At 35.7% G+C, this 19,232-nt stretch carries 17 protein-coding genes; 11 read left to right on the top strand and 6 right to left on the bottom strand.

Going from position 1 to position 19,232, the window contains the following annotated elements; all coding sequences use genetic code 11:
* Positions 1-42 precede the first annotated feature (42 nt).
* Positions 43-2,037 (top strand): S9 family peptidase, encoded by a 1,995-nt coding sequence (locus KKI44_RS05810; RefSeq protein WP_214590258.1) that lies wholly within the window; start codon positions 43-45, stop codon positions 2,035-2,037.
* Between the two features lie 172 nt (positions 2,038-2,209).
* A complete protein-coding gene (locus tag KKI44_RS05805) occupies positions 2,210-2,701 on the top strand; it encodes a DNA-deoxyinosine glycosylase (RefSeq protein WP_214590257.1) in 492 nt (163 codons plus the stop codon).
* Between the two features lie 48 nt (positions 2,702-2,749).
* On the opposite strand, the gene KKI44_RS05800 is transcribed toward KKI44_RS05805, so the two are convergent.
* The gene (locus KKI44_RS05800) at positions 2,750-3,442 is read right to left on the bottom strand and encodes an AIM24 family protein (protein ID WP_214590256.1); all 693 of its coding nucleotides are present in this window, start codon (positions 3,440-3,442) and stop codon (positions 2,750-2,752) included.
* Between the two features lie 453 nt (positions 3,443-3,895).
* Between KKI44_RS05800 and queA the strand changes: the two genes are divergently transcribed.
* From queA to KKI44_RS05775, 5 genes are all read left to right on the top strand, one after another.
* Positions 3,896-4,945, top strand: a complete 1,050-nt coding sequence (gene queA / locus KKI44_RS05795) for a tRNA preQ1(34) S-adenosylmethionine ribosyltransferase-isomerase QueA (protein WP_214590255.1) — start codon at positions 3,896-3,898, stop codon at positions 4,943-4,945.
* Between the two features lie 89 nt (positions 4,946-5,034).
* Entirely contained in the window at positions 5,035-6,069 is a 1,035-nt protein-coding gene (gene rlmN, locus KKI44_RS05790; RefSeq protein WP_214590254.1) for a 23S rRNA (adenine(2503)-C(2))-methyltransferase RlmN, read from the top strand.
* A gap of 76 nt (positions 6,070-6,145) precedes the next feature.
* On the top strand, positions 6,146-7,084 hold the full coding sequence (locus KKI44_RS05785) for a sterol desaturase family protein (protein WP_214590253.1): 939 nt from the start codon (positions 6,146-6,148) through the stop codon (positions 7,082-7,084).
* A 325-nt stretch (positions 7,085-7,409) separates the two neighbouring features.
* Positions 7,410-8,288, top strand: coding sequence for a hypothetical protein (locus tag KKI44_RS05780; protein WP_214590252.1), 879 nt, complete (start codon positions 7,410-7,412; stop codon positions 8,286-8,288).
* A gap of 69 nt (positions 8,289-8,357) precedes the next feature.
* Positions 8,358-9,335 carry a polyprenyl synthetase family protein gene (locus KKI44_RS05775; RefSeq protein WP_214590251.1) on the top strand — a complete coding sequence of 326 codons (978 nt, stop codon included), beginning with the start codon at positions 8,358-8,360 and terminating at the stop codon, positions 9,333-9,335.
* A gap of 52 nt (positions 9,336-9,387) precedes the next feature.
* Here KKI44_RS05775 and KKI44_RS05770 read toward each other — a convergent pair whose 3' ends face one another.
* Both KKI44_RS05770 and KKI44_RS05765 read right to left on the bottom strand, forming a co-directional pair.
* A complete protein-coding gene (locus KKI44_RS05770; RefSeq protein WP_214590250.1) occupies positions 9,388-10,185 on the bottom strand; it encodes a hypothetical protein in 798 nt (265 codons plus the stop codon).
* Positions 10,186-10,379: 194 nt separating this feature from the next.
* Entirely contained in the window at positions 10,380-10,676 is a 297-nt protein-coding gene (locus KKI44_RS05765) for a hypothetical protein (RefSeq protein ID WP_228427557.1), read from the bottom strand.
* Between the two features lie 134 nt (positions 10,677-10,810).
* On the opposite strand from KKI44_RS05765, the gene KKI44_RS05760 reads away from it, so the two are divergent.
* Both KKI44_RS05760 and KKI44_RS05755 read left to right on the top strand, forming a co-directional pair.
* Entirely contained in the window at positions 10,811-13,243 is a 2,433-nt protein-coding gene (locus KKI44_RS05760; protein ID WP_214590249.1) for a thiamine pyrophosphate-dependent enzyme, read from the top strand.
* Between the two features lie 98 nt (positions 13,244-13,341).
* A complete protein-coding gene (locus KKI44_RS05755) occupies positions 13,342-14,325 on the top strand; it encodes a hypothetical protein (RefSeq protein WP_214590248.1) in 984 nt (327 codons plus the stop codon).
* A gap of 32 nt (positions 14,326-14,357) precedes the next feature.
* On the opposite strand, the gene KKI44_RS05750 is transcribed toward KKI44_RS05755, so the two are convergent.
* Positions 14,358-14,747 carry a winged helix-turn-helix transcriptional regulator gene (locus KKI44_RS05750; protein ID WP_214590247.1) on the bottom strand — a complete coding sequence of 130 codons (390 nt, stop codon included), beginning with the start codon at positions 14,745-14,747 and terminating at the stop codon, positions 14,358-14,360.
* Between the two features lie 366 nt (positions 14,748-15,113).
* Between KKI44_RS05750 and KKI44_RS05745 the strand changes: the two genes are divergently transcribed.
* Positions 15,114-16,175 (top strand): NADH:flavin oxidoreductase, encoded by a 1,062-nt coding sequence (locus KKI44_RS05745; RefSeq protein WP_214590246.1) that lies wholly within the window; start codon positions 15,114-15,116, stop codon positions 16,173-16,175.
* A 200-nt stretch (positions 16,176-16,375) separates the two neighbouring features.
* On the opposite strand, the gene KKI44_RS05740 is transcribed toward KKI44_RS05745, so the two are convergent.
* Both KKI44_RS05740 and KKI44_RS05735 read right to left on the bottom strand, forming a co-directional pair.
* Positions 16,376-16,537: a bacteriocin-like protein gene (locus KKI44_RS05740; RefSeq protein ID WP_214590245.1), complete on the bottom strand. Its 162-nt coding sequence runs from the start codon at positions 16,535-16,537 to the stop codon at positions 16,376-16,378.
* Positions 16,538-16,973: 436 nt separating this feature from the next.
* Positions 16,974-18,176 carry an aminopeptidase C gene (locus KKI44_RS05735; RefSeq protein WP_214590244.1) on the bottom strand — a complete coding sequence of 401 codons (1,203 nt, stop codon included), beginning with the start codon at positions 18,174-18,176 and terminating at the stop codon, positions 16,974-16,976.
* Positions 18,177-18,703: 527 nt separating this feature from the next.
* Here KKI44_RS05735 and KKI44_RS05730 point away from each other — a divergent pair.
* Positions 18,704-19,222 carry an RNA polymerase sigma factor gene (locus tag KKI44_RS05730; RefSeq protein ID WP_214590243.1) on the top strand — a complete coding sequence of 173 codons (519 nt, stop codon included), beginning with the start codon at positions 18,704-18,706 and terminating at the stop codon, positions 19,220-19,222.
* The last annotated feature ends 10 nt before the right edge of the window (positions 19,223-19,232 follow it).

Here is a 19,232-nt window from a genome sequence, read left to right as displayed (position 1 = left end):
TATGATTGGATTGAATGATAAAGTCATAAAAAATGAATTAATATGAAACTTAAGTACAGTCTGCTGGCTTTGGCAGCTCCGCTCTTAATGAATGCACAACAACTAATGACGCCTGAAATTTTATGGACTTTGAAAAAAGTTGGAGTACAGGCAGTTTCTCCCGATCAGTCTTCGTTAATCTACAAAATAGGACAGACCGATCTTAAAACCGAAAAAACAAAAAGCGAGAACTATTTCCTGAATGTTCTGAACAATCAGTCCGTGAAAGTTGATTTAGGCAAAAAAGCACTGATTCAGTGGGATAAAAACGGATTGTACGCGCAGGAAGGCGATAAGATTTTCCTTTCAAAAGACAACGGTAAAACATGGACGGAATTTTATACCATCGGTGAAGCAGACAACATTGTTATTTCTCCCGACGGTAAAAAAATAGCCTTCAGTAAGCAGGTTTTGGTGGAAAAAGTAATGGGAAAAGACAAATATTCCGATACTCCGAAAACCACCGCGCAAGTTTATACAGATCTGAATCACAGACACTGGGATTATTTCAATGAAGGGAAATACAATCATGTTTTCGTAGTAAATGTTTCGGATAAAGCAGATGCTGCAAAAGATTTACTGGAAGGGAAAATGTGGGATTCTCCGCAAAGACCTTTTGGCGGAGCGGAAGATTTCATCTGGAGTCCGGATTCTGCACAGCTTTTATATGTAACTAAACCGAAAAGCGGTAGAGAATACTCTACAAGCACAAACACGGATATTTTTGCATATGATCTTGCTTCAGGAACAACAAAAAATTTAACTGAATCTAATAAAGGATACGACGTTAATCCGAAATTCAGTCCGGACGGAAAATCACTTTTGTGGCAGAGTATGTCAAGAGATGGTTATGAAGCCGATAAAAATGATGTAAAAATCATGGATTGGAAATCCGGAAAAACAACAAACCTCACCGCAGGTTGGGACGAAAGTGTTTCCGGAGATGTTTTCTGGAGCGGAGATTCAAAAATGATCTATTTTACGGCAGCTTTCAGAGGAACGAAGCAGTTATTCTCTTTAGATCCTAAAAATGCCAAAGTGCAGCAGATCACGAAAGGTGATTTTGATGTGAACGAAATTTTTGCCGATCAGAAGACTTCACTTTTGGTAGGAAGAACCGATATTAACCACGCCACAGATATTTTCTCTGTCAACCTTAAAAACGGAGAAATGAAGCAGGTTACGGAAGCCAATAAAGAAATGTATGCACAGTTGGCTCAGGGAAAATCTGAACTAAAAATGGTGAAAACTTCGGACGGAAAAGAAATGGGAGTGTGGTTCCATTATCCGCCAAACTTTGATCCGAATAAAAAATATCCAACCCTTGTTTATTGTCAGGGAGGTCCGCAATCTGCATTAACACAATTCTTCAGCACAAGATGGAATTTTGCTTTAATGGCAGCCAACGGATACATTGTTGTTGCACCAAACAGAAGAGGAATGCCGGGTTGGGGAACAAAATGGAATGAAGAAATCTCAAGAGACTGGGGAGGACAACCAATGAGAGATTATTTGGCCGCAACAGATTACGCAAAAACTTTACCTTACGTTGACGGAAGCAGAGTTGCTGCTGTCGGAGCAAGTTATGGAGGTTACAGCGTATTTATGTTAGCAGGAATTCACGAAAACAGATTCAAAACGTTCATCGCGCACGATGGATTATTCGATATGAAATCTTGGTATTTAACAACGGAAGAACTTTGGTTTGCGAACTGGGATCTCGGTTCACCGTGGGAAAAACCGCAACCAAAAGCTTATACGGAATTCAACCCAAGCAATTTTGTTGATAAATGGAATAAGCCGATTATGATCGTTCAGGGTGGAATCGACTTCAGAGTGCCTTACGAACAAGGACAGGAAGCCTTTCAGGCAGCAAAACTGAGAGGTTTAAAATCTAAACTGGTCTATTTCCCGAATGAAAATCACTGGGTGCTGCATCCACAAAACGGATTGGTTTGGCAAAGAGAATTCTTCGACTGGCTAAAAGAAACGTTATAAATGTAATCTTCCCTTCTGAATTCCCCTCCTTTGGAGGGGTGGCAAAAATTCATAGAATTTTTGACGGGGTGGTTTAAACAAATATAAAAATCAACAGAAAACGGGCTTTTAGTCCGTTTTTTGTTTTGAAAATTAATAATGACTTTAGCCAAAATGTATATGTATTTGAATCATGCAAAACAGAATATCTTCCTTTCCGCCAATCATTGATAACGATTCTAAAATTATCATTCTGGGATCAATTCCCGGTGTAAAATCGTTAGAAAAACAACAGTATTACGGTCATCCCCAAAACAAATTCTGGAAAATCATCTTTGAATTGCTTAACGAAGAATTTACAGAAGATTATGCTGAAAGAATCAATATTTTAAAGAAACACAACATTGCACTTTGGGATGTTATCGATTCCTGCGAAAGAAAAGGAAGTCTGGATTCTGAAATAAAAAATGAAGAAGCCAACCAGGTTGAAGAACTCCTGGAAGTTCATCCGAATATTAAGGCAATCTTTTGTAACGGCGGAAAGTCGTATAAAAATTTGCAGAAAATTTTAGGAAAGAATTATAAAATACCTGTATTTTTACTGCCTTCCACAAGCCCGCTTCATACGGTTTCTTTTGAAAAGAAACTGGAGGAGTGGAAGAAGATTGTAGAATTTCTGAATTAAAATAGCAGGAATAAAAACTATCCCTGCTAAGATTTATTTGAAAAATAATTACTTCTCAATCCTGTAAACCTCCTCATAAGGCTGTATCAGAACCCATCCATTTCCTGAGAATTTCATCTGAAATTCCTCACCGCTTCCTCTTCCTATCAGACTTTTAAAAGAAACATTGGTTTTCAGTTCAGGAGATAGATTTCCCGACCACGCAACGGTGGCATTCGGATCTGTGAAAACCGGAGCATCGGGAGTTACCAATAATGTCAACGGTTCGCCGTGAGTGGTAATCGCGATATGTCCCGTTCCGGATAATTTCACCTGAAAAAGTCCGCCTGACATTACGCCTGCAATACTTTTTAGCATTGTAATATCGCTTTTTATGCTTTGTTCATGTGCCAAAACGTCGTTTCCGTTCACGCAGACTGATTCATTATTTAAATAAAGAATACGAACTTTTTTTCCGGAATCCGCAACGTACAATTTTCCGGTTCCTTCGGCTTTCATTAATTTTGCTCCTTCGCCGCTGATCGCTTTTTTCAATAAGTTTCCAATTCCTCCGGAAAGCATTCCCTGCCTTTCGAAATTAACGTTTCCGATGTAGCCGACCATGCTTCCTGCCTTCGTCCAGACAGACTGATTATTAAGGTTGATCTCCAGAAGAGATGGCTTTTCCAGTTCGAAATAATCTCTTTCCATTGGATTTTCTTTCGTTTCGTTCACAAAAGATTCAATCGAATATTTGCTCATAGTGTAAATTTTTAATGTTCTCAAAAATAGCTTTTTTACGGTATAAAAAATATCGGGAAATCACGGTTTTTTATTTCAATTAAAATTAATTTAAATACTTTGAATCTTTGTATTTCGAAAATAAGTGAAACGCCCTTGTTTATCTTGGTTTCAATAATTTAAAATAGATTCTTTGTTTATCCTTGCGATTATTTAAACGCAACGCTAAACAAAATTCTTAAATAAAACTTTTTAATTTAAAGAAATACAAAGGCATCTCATTCAAAAAATACAAAACATAAAATAATTATATTGTTGATTATTAGTTAGTTATGTTTATTTAAAAAATACACAAAGAGTTACTTTAACATCTATGTAAATAATACTTGACAAAGGGGTGTTTCATGTCGTATATTTGCACTCCGAAAATTACACCATGTAATTTCTATAAATTTTTAAACCGTAATTTAAAAAATGAAAACATCAGATTTTAATTTTGATCTTCCTGCGGAATTATTGGCAGAACACCCATCAGAACACAGAGACGAAGCCAGATTAATGGTTTTAGACAGAAAAACTGAAACAATTCAGCATAAACTGTTCAAAGATGTGGTTGATTATTTCGACGAAGGAGATCTTTTTATCTTCAACAATACTAAAGTTTTTCCTGCACGTTTATACGGAAATAAAGAAAAAACGGGAGCTAAAATTGAAGTTTTCTTATTAAGAGAGCTGGATAAGGAAACCCGCGTTTGGGACGTTTTGGTAGATCCTGCAAGAAAAATCAGAATTGGTAACAAATTATTCTTCACAGAAGATGAATCTTTAGTAGCAGAAGTTATAGACAACACCACTTCAAGAGGAAGAACTTTAAGATTCTTATTCGATGGTTCTTACGAAGAATTCAGAGCTAAATTAAAGGAATTGGGAGAAACTCCGCTTCCGAAATACATCAAAAGAGATGTTGAACCTGAAGATGCGGAAAGATACCAAACCATCTATGCAAAAGTAGAAGGAGCGGTTGCAGCACCAACTGCAGGACTTCACTTTTCAAAACATCTGATGAAGAGACTGGAAATCAAAGGAATCGACTTTGCTGAGGTTACGCTTCACGTTGGTTTGGGAACATTTAACCCGATTGAAGTAGAAGATCTTTCTAAGCACAAAATGGAATCTGAAGAAATCTTCATCGATGAGAAAAATGCTCAGATCATCAACAATGCTGTGGAAGCAAACAGAAGAGTTTGTGCCGTTGGAACAACTACCATGAGAACTTTGGAAACTTCTGTTTCTTCAAACAAAAAGATCTCTGCTTTCCACGGATGGACCAATAAATTTATTTATCCTCCACACGATTTCGGAGTGGCAAACTGTATGATTACGAACTTCCACACGCCAAAATCTACATTAATCATGATGATCGCAGCGTTTGCAGGAAGAGATTTCGTAATGCACGCTTACGAAGAAGCCGTAAAAGAAAAATACAAATTCTACTCTTACGGAGACGCAATGTTAATTTTATAAGAACAGAAGCTGGAAGTTGGGTGTTGGAAGTTTGCAATTCGACGCCCAATTTTTCTTCCATCTTCTGACATCTAACTTCCAACAATATAATGAAAGACATCAGAACTTTATCACTGGACCAGCTCAAAGAATATTTTGTTTCTTTGGGGGAAAAACCGTTTCGTGCGAAGCAGGTGTACGACTGGTTGTGGAGTAAAAATCTCCACTCGATTGATGAAATGACGAATCTTTCAAAGTCTCTTCGTGAAAGAATCGCGGAAGAGTATACCATCAATCCTGTTTCTGTGGATCAGCTTCAGAAAAGCACAGACGGAACCATTAAAAACGGAGTGAAATTACACGACGGCTTATTGGTGGAATCCGTTCTTATTCCTACAGAAACCAGAACGACAGCCTGCGTTTCTTCACAGGTGGGATGTTCATTAAACTGCGAATTCTGCGCAACCGCAAGACTCAAAAGAATGAGAAATCTTGAAGTTGCTGAAATCGTGGATCAGGTTGCTTTAATCGACAGCCAGAGCAAAATGTACTTCGACAGACCGCTTTCCAACATTGTTTTTATGGGAATGGGAGAGCCGATGATGAATTACAAGAATGTAGTGGAAGCAATCCGGAAAATTACCCAACCGGAAGGTCTGGGAATGTCTCCGAGAAGAATTACGGTTTCAACTTCCGGAATTCCGAAGATGATTAAAATGCTTGCTGATGAAGAACTGAAAGTGAAATTAGCTTTATCACTCCATTCCGCAATCGAAGTAAAACGTAATGAGATCATGCCTTTTTCCGATAAGTTTCCTTTAACGGAAATCATGGAATCTCTTCAGTACTGGTATAAAAAAACAGGCTCTGTCATTACTTTCGAATATTGTGTATGGAAAGGAATTAACGACGGAGATGAAGACATCAAAGCCCTGATTAAATACTGTAAGCAGGTTCCTTCGAAAGTAAATTTAATCCAGTATAATCCCATTGGAGACGGAAAATATGACCAGTGCAACAAACAGGCAGAGGAAAATTATATCCGCCAGCTTGAAAATGCCGGAATTGTCTGTGTGGTAAGAAAAAGCCGTGGCGGAGATATTGATGCAGCCTGCGGACAGCTTGCCAATAAGTCTTCGGATTAAATTTTTATTAAAAAAAACAAAAATTTTTCTTATCGTTTTTGTAAAATCCTAACTTTGTACCACAAATTTAAAAGTGATGATGGATTACTTTATGGATGAAAATGGATTGGAAAGTGTCTACTCATGGGCAATTCCTGTTCACGCTGCTGTTATTTTAGCCGAAATGATTTACAGCCATGTTTCCGAGGCTAAATTATATGATAAAAAAGACGTTGCAACAAGTGTTTATTTGGCACTGATGAACTTCGGGCTGGATCTTTTAATGAAAGGATTTGCCATGTTTGTCATGTTTTTCTTTTACAATCATAGATTTTTCACGTGGGAATTTACGATCTGGTATTGGCTGATCTGTTTTGTGGTAACGGATTTTGCGTACTACGTTCTTCATTATGTAGATCATCATTCCAGAGCATTCTGGGCGGTTCATATTACGCACCATAACTCGGAATATTTCAATTTGACCACAGGTTTCAGGAGTCCGGTTTTACAGCCTCTATACAGATATTTGTACTTTTCGCCACTGGCTTTTTTAGGATTCAATCCGTGGCACATTATGGTGGTTTATGCGATTGGTCAGGTTTATGGAACGTGGGTTCATACGCAGACTGTAAAAAGTATGGGATTTCTGGAATATATCTTGGTAACGCCCTCTCATCACCGTGTTCATCATGCATGTAACATCAAATATCTTGACAGAAATATGGGAATGTGCCTTATTATCTGGGACAAAATTTTCGGAACTTTCGAAAAAGAAGATCCTAATGTTCCTGTAAAGTACGGTATTTATCCAAAAATGCCGAATGACAGACCAGACACGGTTTTGTTATACGAATGGAGAAAAATATGGAAAGATATTAAACAGCCGGGACTGAAATTTTCAGATCGTATTAATTATATTTTTAATTCTCCGGGATGGCGGCACGACGGAACCGGAAAAACAGTGAGACAATATCAAAAAGATTATTGGGCAAGAAAAAATAAAAATAAAGATCACGTTCAGAAGAAATCTGCTTAGTTTTCTAAACACTGGTGACGCTATTTTGACACAGATTTCACAATATTTGAATTTAAATACAATAAATTAGGACGGGCTTGCTCGTCTTTTTTGTTTGCTTAAATTTAAATTCAATCTCTTCTTCGTTATCTTAGTTAAGTGAAATGCCTTTGCGAACTTGAAAACAAATAGTAATAAAAAAAATCTTTGCGAGCTTTGTATTAAAAATATTACTCAACTTTATTATGTTCAAAACTACGAAAAGCATATAAAATTTTATATAAGTATTTGTGAAATTAGTATAACAAATTAGTGTCATTTGTGTTTAAATAAATATTTTTACCGCATGAAAAAGCTTTTCATCATATTTGCCATTACCGTTTCAACAGTCTCATTTTCCCAACAGGCGGATCTGTTCAAAATCAGAAAGTACAGAGTCAATTATTTGGATGATAAAGTGAAAGAAACTTCAGGGCTGAGCCTAATCAACGGAAAACTGTATACTTTTAATGACAGCGGAAATTCTCCTGAACTTTTCGAACTGGATAAAAAAACAGGAAAAATTATCAGCACTGTACAAATCAACGCTAAAAATAAAGATTGGGAAGCACTTACAAACGACGGTAAAAACTTTTACATCGGAGATTTCGGAAACAACGGCGGAACCAGAAAAGACCTCGAAATTTATAAAGTTCCTTTTGAAAATAATACATTAAATAACGATTCTGTAAAAGTAATTTCGTTTGAATATCCCGAACAGCAGGAATTTATTCCGAAATATTCCGAAACAGATTTCGATGCGGAAGCGATGATTTATTTAAATGGTAAAATTCATCTCTTTACAAAAGAATGGGGTTCAAAATCAACAACACATTACATTATCGATCCTGAAATTTCAGAAAAGCAGAAAGCACAGAAAACAGAAACTTTTAAGACCGGTTTTATTGTAACAGATGCTTCTTATTTTAATAAAAAGCTTTATTTGATAGGCTATACCAAGAAAACAGAAGTTTTTTTAGATATTTTTAATGAAGCTGAATCCGGAGTTTTTTTTAAAGAAAATCCTAAACATTATTATCTCGGAAGCGCTTTATCCATTGGACAAATTGAAGGAATTGCCGTTGATGAAACAGGAATCTATATTTCGGGGGAAAAATTTCATTCTCCGATTGGCGGAGGAAAACAAAGCCTGTATTTTATTCCGATAGATAAACTCAAAGATTAATTTCTCTTAAAATTGCCCGAAAAAAATTATCTTTGTGGGAATTAATAATTTATCTCTTATTCAAAGATTGTGGCGAACACCGTTGAAGAAATCAAGCGACCGATCAATGAGGAAATGAAACTTTTCAAGCAGAAGTTTTATGAATCCATGCAGAGCAAAGTACCTTTACTAGATAAAGTCACTCGTTTTATTGTTACCACAAAAGGAAAACAGATGCGTCCGATGTTTGTCTTTCTTTGTGCAAAATTAGTCGGCGATGTCAACGAAAAAACATATCGTGGAGCTTCCATGATCGAGCTGATTCACACCGCAACTCTGGTTCATGATGATGTGGTGGATGAAAGTTTTAAGCGTCGCAATTTCTTTTCAATTAATGCGTTGTGGAAAAATAAAATTGCTGTTTTGGTAGGGGATTATCTTTTATCCAAATCTGTTTTATTATCTACAGATCATAAAGACTACGATTTATTAGGTGTTATTTCAAGAACCATCCGCGAAATGTCTGAAGGTGAACTTCTTCAGCTGGAAAAAGCCAGAAAACTGGATATTACGGAAGATGTATATTATGAAATTATCCGTCAGAAAACAGCGACTTTAATTGCTGCGTGTTGCGAAATCGGCGTTTTATCGAATAATGCAGATGAAGTTCTGGCTAAAAAAATGATGGATTTCGGAACTTATACCGGAATGGCTTTCCAGATCAAAGACGACCTTTTTGATTATTTAACATCGAACGTCATCGGAAAACCTGTAGGAATTGATATCAAAGAGCAGAAAATGACACTGCCTCTGATCCATACTTTGAAAACAGCAAACGAGAAAGACCGCAAATACTATTTCAATACCATTAAACGTTACAATAACGATCAGAAACGCGTAAAAGAGTTGATTAATTTTGTTAAAAGTTCCGGAGGTTTGGAGTATGCGATTACCGTAATGAAAGACTTTCAGCAAAAAGCAATTGATATTCTGAACGAATTTCCCGATTCTGAAGCAAAAAAATCATTGCGGATTATGCTTGATTACGTAATTGAAAGAAAATTTTAAATAAAATATAATAAGCCGGATTTTCCGGCTTATTTTTTTATTAAGACGCTGATTAAATCTTCTGAATTGTTACGCTTGTTACATTTCCGCTTCCCGTACTTCCCGTTTCTGTCGCCAAAACAGTACAGTTCTGATTCGGAGCTGCCGTAAAACGAACCTGATATCCTGCGGTTGGAATCACAAGCAGTGTTGTATAATTCATAAGTTCACCCACCGAACCTGAAGTTGCCACTGCATTATAATGACTGCCTCGTCCTAAATAATCAGCATCCGGAACCGGTCTTATTCCAATCAGCAATTGAGTTCCTGCCGGAGCATTAACAAAGCTTGCCTGTAAAGTAACCAGATAATTTCCTGCCTGATTGAATGTTAAAACTCCTGTAGTAGTGTTGTAAGAATAATAAGGGGAAGTTGATAGAGGAGTACCGAATAATAAAGTTGTAATAGAGGAATTGGCGTTCTGATTAGCGGTTAGCCTTGCGTGAAATAACGAGTACGCATTGAAATTTATAGTTTTTAAAACACCGTTTGCATCTGCAACAACCACTCTGTCTGTTCCTCCAATGCCAACGTTTGAATTGATGTTTCGAATTCTCGCATTACCTGTTACAATATCTAATTTTTCTGTGGGAGCAACAGTTCCGATACCTAAATTTCCAGATGAAGTAACGGCTACGTCGTTAGATTGCTGTGCAGCAGTCGGCGTTCCCGAGGCTGCATTATCTCTGGCGCCGTCTACATGAAAGGTGGCTTGAGGATTACCCGTATTTATGCCTACTTGTGCGAATGTTGTTCCTGAAAGGGCACAGAATAAGAATAAGCCAACTGACTGAAATAATGATTTTTTCATGATCCTTTTAAATTTGTGAATTTTTTCAAGATCGTCAAAATGTATGCCGTGTTATTTGTGAATTTTAAGCTAAAATATTAAATAAATTATTAATAATTTTTAATAATTTTTAATTTATATGTATTATTTGGCTTTATCTGTTTATTATTGATGATAATTTAAATATAATTGAATATTAATTATTTTATTTAAAGTTAAATTATTTTCACTGTCACAATAATTACAGCCAGAACAATGCAAAATAAAGCGATTAAAAATAAATAATCCGCAATAGTTTCAAATCTGAAAGAACGTCTTTCATGTTTCGATCTTATAGCCAGAAAAGAAAAAAAGCAGCTGAAGGCAAAAAACAGACAGGCAACTCCGGCGAACTCGTCCAAATGCGTACTGTGGCTGATTTTTGATATCTTTAATGAAGTGATAATGACCAGAGAAAACCCCAGAAGATTACTCGATGCATTAAGGATATGAGACGATTTTTTCTCCATCATTTACAAATTTATTCCAAGATAAACACAATTTATTTTATTATCAAATTTTTAAAAAAGATTATTAAAAATTAAAATTAATTTAAAAAGTGTATATTAGCAAAATACTTCAAAATAAAAATATTTAATATTTGGCTATGCAGACAACCTATATTGAAACACAGCAAATTTCCTTTCAAGATTTTAAAAATCAGATACTTGAAGATTATAAATTAGGAAGAATTTCTCGTGAAATGTCCTACTTGGGAAGAAGAGAAGTTCTTACGGGAAAAGCTAAGTTTGGTATTTTTGGGGATGGAAAAGAGCTTCCTCAGCTTGCAATGGCGAAAGTTTTCAGAGATGGAGACTTCCGTTCGGGATATTACAGAGATCAGACCTTTGCATTGGCTGTAAATGCGTTGACTGTTGAAAGTTTCTTTGCACAATTGTATGCAGATACCAGCGTGGAAAGAGAACCTGCTTCAGCCGGAAGACAGATGAACGGTCACTTTGCAACAAGAAGTTTAAATGAAGACGGAAGCTGGAAAGACTTAACAGCTCAGAAAAATATCTCTTCCGACATTTCTCCTACTGCGGGACAGATGCCGAGATTATTAGGGTTGGCTCAGGCTTCTAAAATTTATAAAACCGTAAAATTCGAAGGCTCTGAAAAGTTTTCCAGAGAGGGAAATGAGATTGCTTTCGGAACAATCGGGGATGCTTCTACAGCGGAAGGTCATTTCTGGGAAACACTGAATGCGGCTTGTGCGCTTCAGGTTCCAATGGTAGTTTCGATCTGGGACGACGGTTACGGAATTTCTGTTCCCACGAAAAACCAGAGAGCAAAAGCCGATATTGCTGAAATGCTAAGCGGTTTCCAGAGAAAAGAAGGAGAAAACCAGGGATGTGAAATCATTCAGGTAAAAGCTTGGGATTATCCTGCGCTTTTGGATGCTTATGCAAGAGCAGAACAGTTTGCAAGAGTAGAAAGCGTTCCGGTAGTGGTTCATGTGATTGAAGTTACACAGCCTCAAGGTCACTCCACTTCAGGATCTCACGAAAGATATAAAAATGAAGAGCGTCTGGCTTGGGAATCTCAGTTTGACGGCTTGGTAAAATTCAGAGAATGGATTTTAAACTATTCCATCGAAATTGAAGGAAAAGAAGAAGTTCTGGCAACAGCAGAAGAACTTGATGTTATTGATAATGAAGCGAAAAAAACGGTAAAAACAGGTCAGAAACAGGCTTGGGAAAATTACCAGAAAACAATTACAGATTTAATCGGTTCTGTTTTGCCTTTGGTTGAAAATCTTAAAGGTCAGAATGCTGAAATTGAAAATTATATCAGCCAGTTCAATAAACTCGTTTCAAAAGCTAAGAAAGACGTTTTCCATTTGGTAAGAAAATCTTTACTGGCTACAAGAGGAACAAATTCTGCGGAAAGAAACCAACTGATGGAGAAATACAACGAGATCTTTGAAGTTGAAAAAGACAATTATTCTTCTCATTTATATTCTCAGTCTCAATGGAAAGCTGAAAACGTAAAAGAAATTAAGCCCATTTATTCCGACGCTTCTGAAGATGTGGACGGAAGAGTAGTGGTAAGAAACAATTTCGATAAAATATTCGAAAAATATCCTGAAACTTTAGTCTTTGGTGAAGATGCCGGTAATATCGGTGACGTAAACCAAGGCCTTGAAGGAATGCAGGAAAAATACGGTGATGTTCGTATTGCCGATACCGGAATCCGTGAAGCAACCATTCTAGGACAGGGAATCGGAATGGCAATGAGAGGTTTAAGACCAATTGCCGAAATCCAGTATCTTGATTATATTCTTTACTGTTTGCAGGGAATGAGCGATGATCTGGCAACGGTTCAGTACAGAACAAAAGGTGGTCAGAAATCGCCGGTTATCATCAGAACGAGAGGTCACAGACTGGAAGGAGTTTGGCATTCAGGTTCTCCAATGGCGGGAATTCTTAATCTTTCAAAAGGAATTTTGGTATTGGTTCCGAGAAACTTAACCAAAGCTGCCGGATTCTACAACACCATGCTTCAGAGCGATGATCCGGCTGTAATCGTTGAATGTTTAAATGGGTACAGATTAAAAGAAAAACAACCGGATAATTTAGGTGAATTTACTGTTCCTGTCGGAAAAATCGAGGTGACGAAAGAAGGAAAAGATGTTACGTTGGTTACTTACGGTTCTACGTGGAGAATTGTAATGGAAGCAGCAGAAGAACTTGAAAAATTAGGAATTTCTGCGGAAGTTATTGATGTTCAGTCGTTAATTCCTTTCGATTTAACACATGAAATTGCAGAATCTGTAAAGAAAACAAGCCGATTGGTCGTAATCGACGAAGATGTGGAAGGCGGAACTTCAGCGTTTATTCTTCAGCAGATTTTAGAAAAACAAAAGGCGTTCAGATTCTTAGATTCTGATCCGTTGACAATTTCTGCAAACGATCACAGACCGGCTTACGCAAGTGACGGAGATTATTTCAGCAAACCTTCTGCGGATGATATGGTTGAAAAAATCTATACAATGTTTAACGAAACAAATCCTCAGAAATATCCTGCGATATTTTAATTTGGATTTTAAATAAATTTAGAAACCGCTTTCTTTTGGAGGGCGGTTTTTTTTTGTTATATTATTTAATTTAATAAATTTGAAACTAATTTAATACTATGACAGATATTTATAAGAAAGAAATTGATAAAATAAAAGATGAGTCATTAAAAGAAAGTTTAAATATTTGTCTTTATAAAGATTATTTACAAGAAGATGAGTTTGATAATGTTTTTATATCTATTTCCCGAATTTTTGCAGCAGAATCGGCAAAGTATGGTATTTCAAATCCTATTTTATTATATAATAATTATGATTCTCTAAATGCTTGCGCAAGAAAATCAGATAATTATAATCTAATAATATTTAACAGAGGATTATTGTTAATAACCATTAACGAAGTTTTAGAAAACGAGAGACTTAAAAATTTTAACACTGAGTTTGAAATGACGGCTAGGTTCTTGAATATTTCAATTGAAAAATTGATTTATCAATTTACAATTTTATTTACTTTTTACCATGAATTTGCACATCTTCTTCAGTATAGTAATGATTTCTCAATGAATGTTTCAGAAGATAATGAACCTACTAAGACCGATTTTTTCGGACATTATAAGGAATTAGATGCTGATGCATATAGTGCAATTCATTTAGCAAGACATATTAATGAATATGCGGTTAAAAGTTTTCCTGAAAATATTTTGATTCAAGGTATCATAGGAATTACAGCTATTTTTTGTTCTAATCTTTTATATCATTTAATAAGATTCCCGTCTGCTAATAAGGAATTATATTTTAATGAAAATACTCATCCTCACACATTTATAAGAATTCTAAATATCATTGCAATAATTGTGCAATATATTAATCAAGATGTTAATTTAATAGAAAGAAAAATTAACATTACAAAAGAAGATTTATTTGAACCTATTGTAGACGAAGTATCAAGATTACAAGAGGTGTATTCGGAAAATAGTTTAGATTCTTTTAGAACTTGTATAGAAACGCAAATTGAAGATATTACTAAATATATAAATAAAGTTTCAAAAAATAAACCAGATCAAATAAAATCTGCAGTAGAAATTTATAATAAATTTGTTTAGCAAATATCTTATATATAAAATAAAAAAGACCATCAAACAACTGTCTTCTGCGGTTTCTTGCCTTCCAAAATCATTTTACAGTCCTTCTCTTTTTCCGGATCATACACATGATATTTCGTTTCCCATTCTTCCAGTTGATATAAAATAGGAAGGAGAGCCAATCCTTTTTCTGTGAGTGAATATTCAACTCTTGGAGGAATTTCTTTAAACTCCTCACGAATTACCAATCCGTCGGATTCCATTTCTCTAAGCTGATCGGTCAAAACTTTTCTGGAGATTACATTAATCCTCGCCGCCAATTCTCCGAAACGCAGTTTACGGTCTTTAATCACCAATACAATGATCGGTTTCCATTTGCTTCCCAAAGCAGACATTGCTTTTCCCAAAGGACAGCTGTATTGCATTAATTCGTTCTTTTTCATAAAGGTGTATTTCTAATTTCTGTTTTTTTGTTGAACACGAAGTTCACAAGGATTTTTATCAGCTAACTGTTTTAAGTTTCACAAAGGCGCTCTGCTTATAAGAGATACAGGATTTTTAAGATTTATATGTTCTTATGAATAGCTTAAAAAAATGTGCTAATTTTTTTTGTTTCTTTTTATTCTGTCGAACCTTCGGTTTATGATTAAATAAAAATTAAAATCCTATCTGCTTGTAAAATCTCGTCTGTTACTTTAAAGTTACTAATGTATGTTACTGCAAAGTTACTACTTTTTTTAATTCAAAAGATACAAATATGAACTATTATTAGTTACTTTGTGTAACAATTATAAAATAATAAGTTAAAGATGAGCACAGAATCATTATTTAAACCTTTTAAATATAAGAATTTAGAACTTAAAAATAGAATCGTAATGGCTCCCATGACGAGAGCACAATCCGATAACGGGGTTCCTACGCAGCAAATTACAGATTATTACGCAAGAAGAGCGGCTTCCGAAGTGGGATTAATTCTTTCGGAAGGAACGGTCATCAACAGACCTGCTTCAAAAAACTTACAGAATATCCCGGATTTTTACGGAACTGAAGCATTGAACGGCTGGAAAAACGTAATCGATGCAGTTCATGAAAACGGAGGAAAAATGGGACCACAAATCTGGCACGTTGGAGACACAAGAATGTCAGAAGATTATCCTTCGGTTGAGATGGAAAAAGCTTCTGCCATGACGTTGGAAGACATTCAGGATACGATTGCTCAGTTTGCGGCTTCTGCAAAATCTGCGAAGGATCTGGGATTTGATGTTTTGGAAATTCACGGAGCGCATGGTTATCTCATCGATCAGTTTTTCTGGGATGTAACCAATACAAGAACCGATGAATACGGAGGTAAAACCCTGAAAGAAAGAAGCAGATTTGCGGTAGATGTGGTGAAAGCAATCAGAGCTGCGGTTGGTGAAGATTTCACGATTATTATTCGTCTTTCTCAGTGGAAACAGCAGGATTATTCTGTAAAACTTGCGAATACACCGGAAGAAATGGAAGAGTGGTTATTACCATTAAAAGAAGCGGGAGTTGATATTTTCCACTGCTCTCAAAGACGTTTCTGGGAAGCAGAATTCGAAGGCTCTGATCTTAATTTCGCAGGCTGGGCAAAAAAAATTACCGGACAGCCAACCATTACTGTAGGTTCTGTAGGTCTTGAAGGAGATTTTATGGCGTCTTTTGGAGGACAGGGTACTGAAAAAGCTGATTTAACAGAGCTTACAAAAAGGCTGGAAAAAGGAGAATTCGATTTGGTAGCTGTGGGGCGTGCACTTTTACAGGATCCGGAATGGGTGAAAAAAGTCAAAGAAGAAAAAACAGACGAGCTTCAGGATTTCAAAGCAGAAAGCATGGCAATACTTTATTAAAAGTCGAAAGTCAATGTTGAATTGCTTTGCTGTCAGTTTTTATTGGACAAATAAAGCAAATTCATTATTCACTTTCCATATAATTTTACCTATCAATTATTTTAAACGAAACCGCTTCAGGAGAGATCCTGAAGCGGTTTTTTCTTTGAAATATTCTAATGATTTAAAAGAACATTAATTTCAGACACCTGAATTTACATTTAATTAGGACATCCGAAAGTAACGGAAACACATTTCCAGTATCCCGGAATTCCATTTTTTGGTGGATAATAACACTCAACAGTGTTTGTTGGACATTCCGGAGCATTTCCTCCGTTGATTTTTTTCAAATCAGATTTTGGTAATTTTCTTAGATTTTTCATAGGAATAATTTTGTTCGTTACCAAATATAATATTTCTCCACTAAATGAAAAAATAAAACAACCCTAAAAAATGAATTTACTTTTTCCAATTCACCTTTAAGAAATTAAGCCTCATTAAAAGAAAATCAATGGGACATTTAAACAGCAAAGCTAACTTAACATTCTTAAATCCTTACCGTAAAATCTTAATGGGTTTAAATTAAAAACTATTCTAAAAACTAAAATAACTTTTCGATATTTTTTAACATTAAGATTTCATATTTAATTAAGAAAAATCAATATGAATTTTAAAGCTTTAATCGGCTAATTGCAATACTTTATTACTTTTTTTAAATGTAAACAATAAATAAAATAAAACCGTTCCCAAAAATGAGAACGGTTTTTAACAGATTTAAATATCTAAAATTGTCATCAATAATGACAAAAGTGATCAGATTTACAGCCCAATATTTTTTGTTGGCTTCAGTTGCTTTTTAATTGATTTCGGAAGCGCATCCTTATGAACCAGAATTGCTGTCGATTTGTATTCTACATAAGGTCTTGTTACATAAATATACCCTTCAAAATCATTCGTTACACCCCATGAATTTTTAACCATATAATATTCTTTCCCCGACTGATCTTTTGCCAGTCCTACGATGTGCATTCCGTGGTCGTCCGTCGTAGAAAGGTTATTCAAAGCCTTCTGACGCATATCTTCAGTAATCGTTTTGTCTTTTTTCGGTTCTGTGAATAAAGTCCCTTTATTTTCTTTTGTAATCTGATCCAGATCCATGTCCGGAACATAAGCAACTCCGTTTTTGTAAGAGAAATAAGGCTCAGAAACATCCGTTGCCCAACCTACAGAATATCCTTTATTTACAGCATTATCAATAATTAAAGTTAAATCTTTCATTGGTACATTCCAGTCAGAATCATGGCTCCAGTTATCCGGAATCGGAACTACAAATTTCTGGTAATACGGATAATCCTTATAAGAAGAAAGTTCTACATAATCTTCCGGATTGATTCCTACAATCTCTTTCGCAAAAGTTTGCGGTGTGTAAGATTTTCCTTCATACGTAAAGTTGGCAGGAACTTTTCCAAGATATTCATCCAGAATGGCATCAACGGAAGACATCCAGTTATCCGTCAGTTTTCCTTTAGAACCAGCCTGAACCAAACTGTCCAGAACAGGCTTCAATTTTCCCTGCATTTCAGAGAAATTATTTAAACTCTGCCCCTGCTTCAAACCTGTGTAAACATCCTGTGGAACGGCTCCGTATTTTTTATACATATTGATTACGTCGTGAAGCTCTCCGCCGTCTCCCCAACTGATCGCGCCATTATTCAGAACGTATAATTTAGCTTTATCGTGGTAAGAATTTCTTGCAGTGTATATCTCCGCCAGATCAACAGGTTTTTTGCCCATTCTCTGCATCTCAGATTCAAGGAAAGAGTTTCCCGAGTAGCTCCAGCAGGTTCCCGAAGATCCCTGGTTTTTTACCGAAGTTGCACCCACATCTTTTAGCGTGGTAAACTGGAAATTAGCATTCTGAGATTGGTTGTTTTTTAACTTGTTGATTAAGTCATCCTGTGCAAACATCATACTTCCTGCAGACAAAACAAAAAGTAATGACACAAATTTTGAATTTTTCATTACTAAAAAGATTATTTATACGAATAGTCGTTCCTGTTAAAGATTTGTTACAAAGGCAAAGGTTAAATTGAATATCGCGTTTTCCGACAAAAAGTTTTTTATCAGGAGCTGTTTCGCGCTTTCGCTACTCGCTTTTTTGGGTTTTCGGCGGCGGCAAAGCCGCCGCCGAAAACCCAAAAAGAGCTCAGACAGACCGCTCAATCACGGCTAATATAGAAGTCATTCATTTTAAATATTTGTTGTGACCATTAAATTTGTCATGCTGAAAGCATCTGTTACTAATTTTCCATATCACTTTTCTACTACATTTGGATAATTGCGGCATCATAAACTTTGTGAAAATAATTTTAAAAAAAATAAAAAAAGAAAATATTTCAAAAATGTGAAGTATAGGCTTCATTTACAGGTGTTTTCGTTCTTAAATTTATTTGCAGCCTTCACTGAAATTCATTATTTTTTCAAAAAAGTTAACCATGTTTCCAACCTTTTTGAAATTTTTTGCATCTATGTAGATATAAAGCCTGATTATGGAACGAGAGTTACTATTAGAATGTCAACGGAACGACCGCAATGCGCAGCGGAAAGTCTACGAAAGGATGGCGGGAAAACTGTACACCGTTTGCAAACGCTATCTGAAAAACGATGAGGATATAGAAGAAGTTTTGGCAGACACTTTTTATAAGATTTTTACAAAAATAAACCAGCTTCATAATTCCGAAATTTTTGAAGCGTGGGCGAAAAAGATTGCAGTAAATGAGTGCCTTCAGAAACTGAGATCAACCAAAGAACTGCATATTTCTTTAGAAGACAATCATGTCGTTTCCACAGATTCTACACTAGAAAACGTATCGTTTGAAAAAGATATTTTAAGTCTTTTAAACTTTCTCCCAGAAGGTTGCAGAGCTATTTTTAACCTTTTTGCCATTGAAGGATACCCTCATAAAGAAATTGCAGCCATGCTTTCCATCAGCGAAGGAACCTCAAAATCCCAGCTCAATTTTGCCAGAAAAAGACTTCAGGAACTTTTGATTCATCAAAACATTTAAACTTTTACAA

Source organism: Chryseobacterium sp. ZHDP1, assembly GCF_018603435.1.
GTDB classification, from domain to species: Bacteria; Bacteroidota; Bacteroidia; order Flavobacteriales; family Weeksellaceae; genus Chryseobacterium; species Chryseobacterium indicum.
The sequence above is the reverse complement of the archived record's forward strand: the minus strand, read 5'-3'. Positions and strand labels throughout refer to the sequence as shown.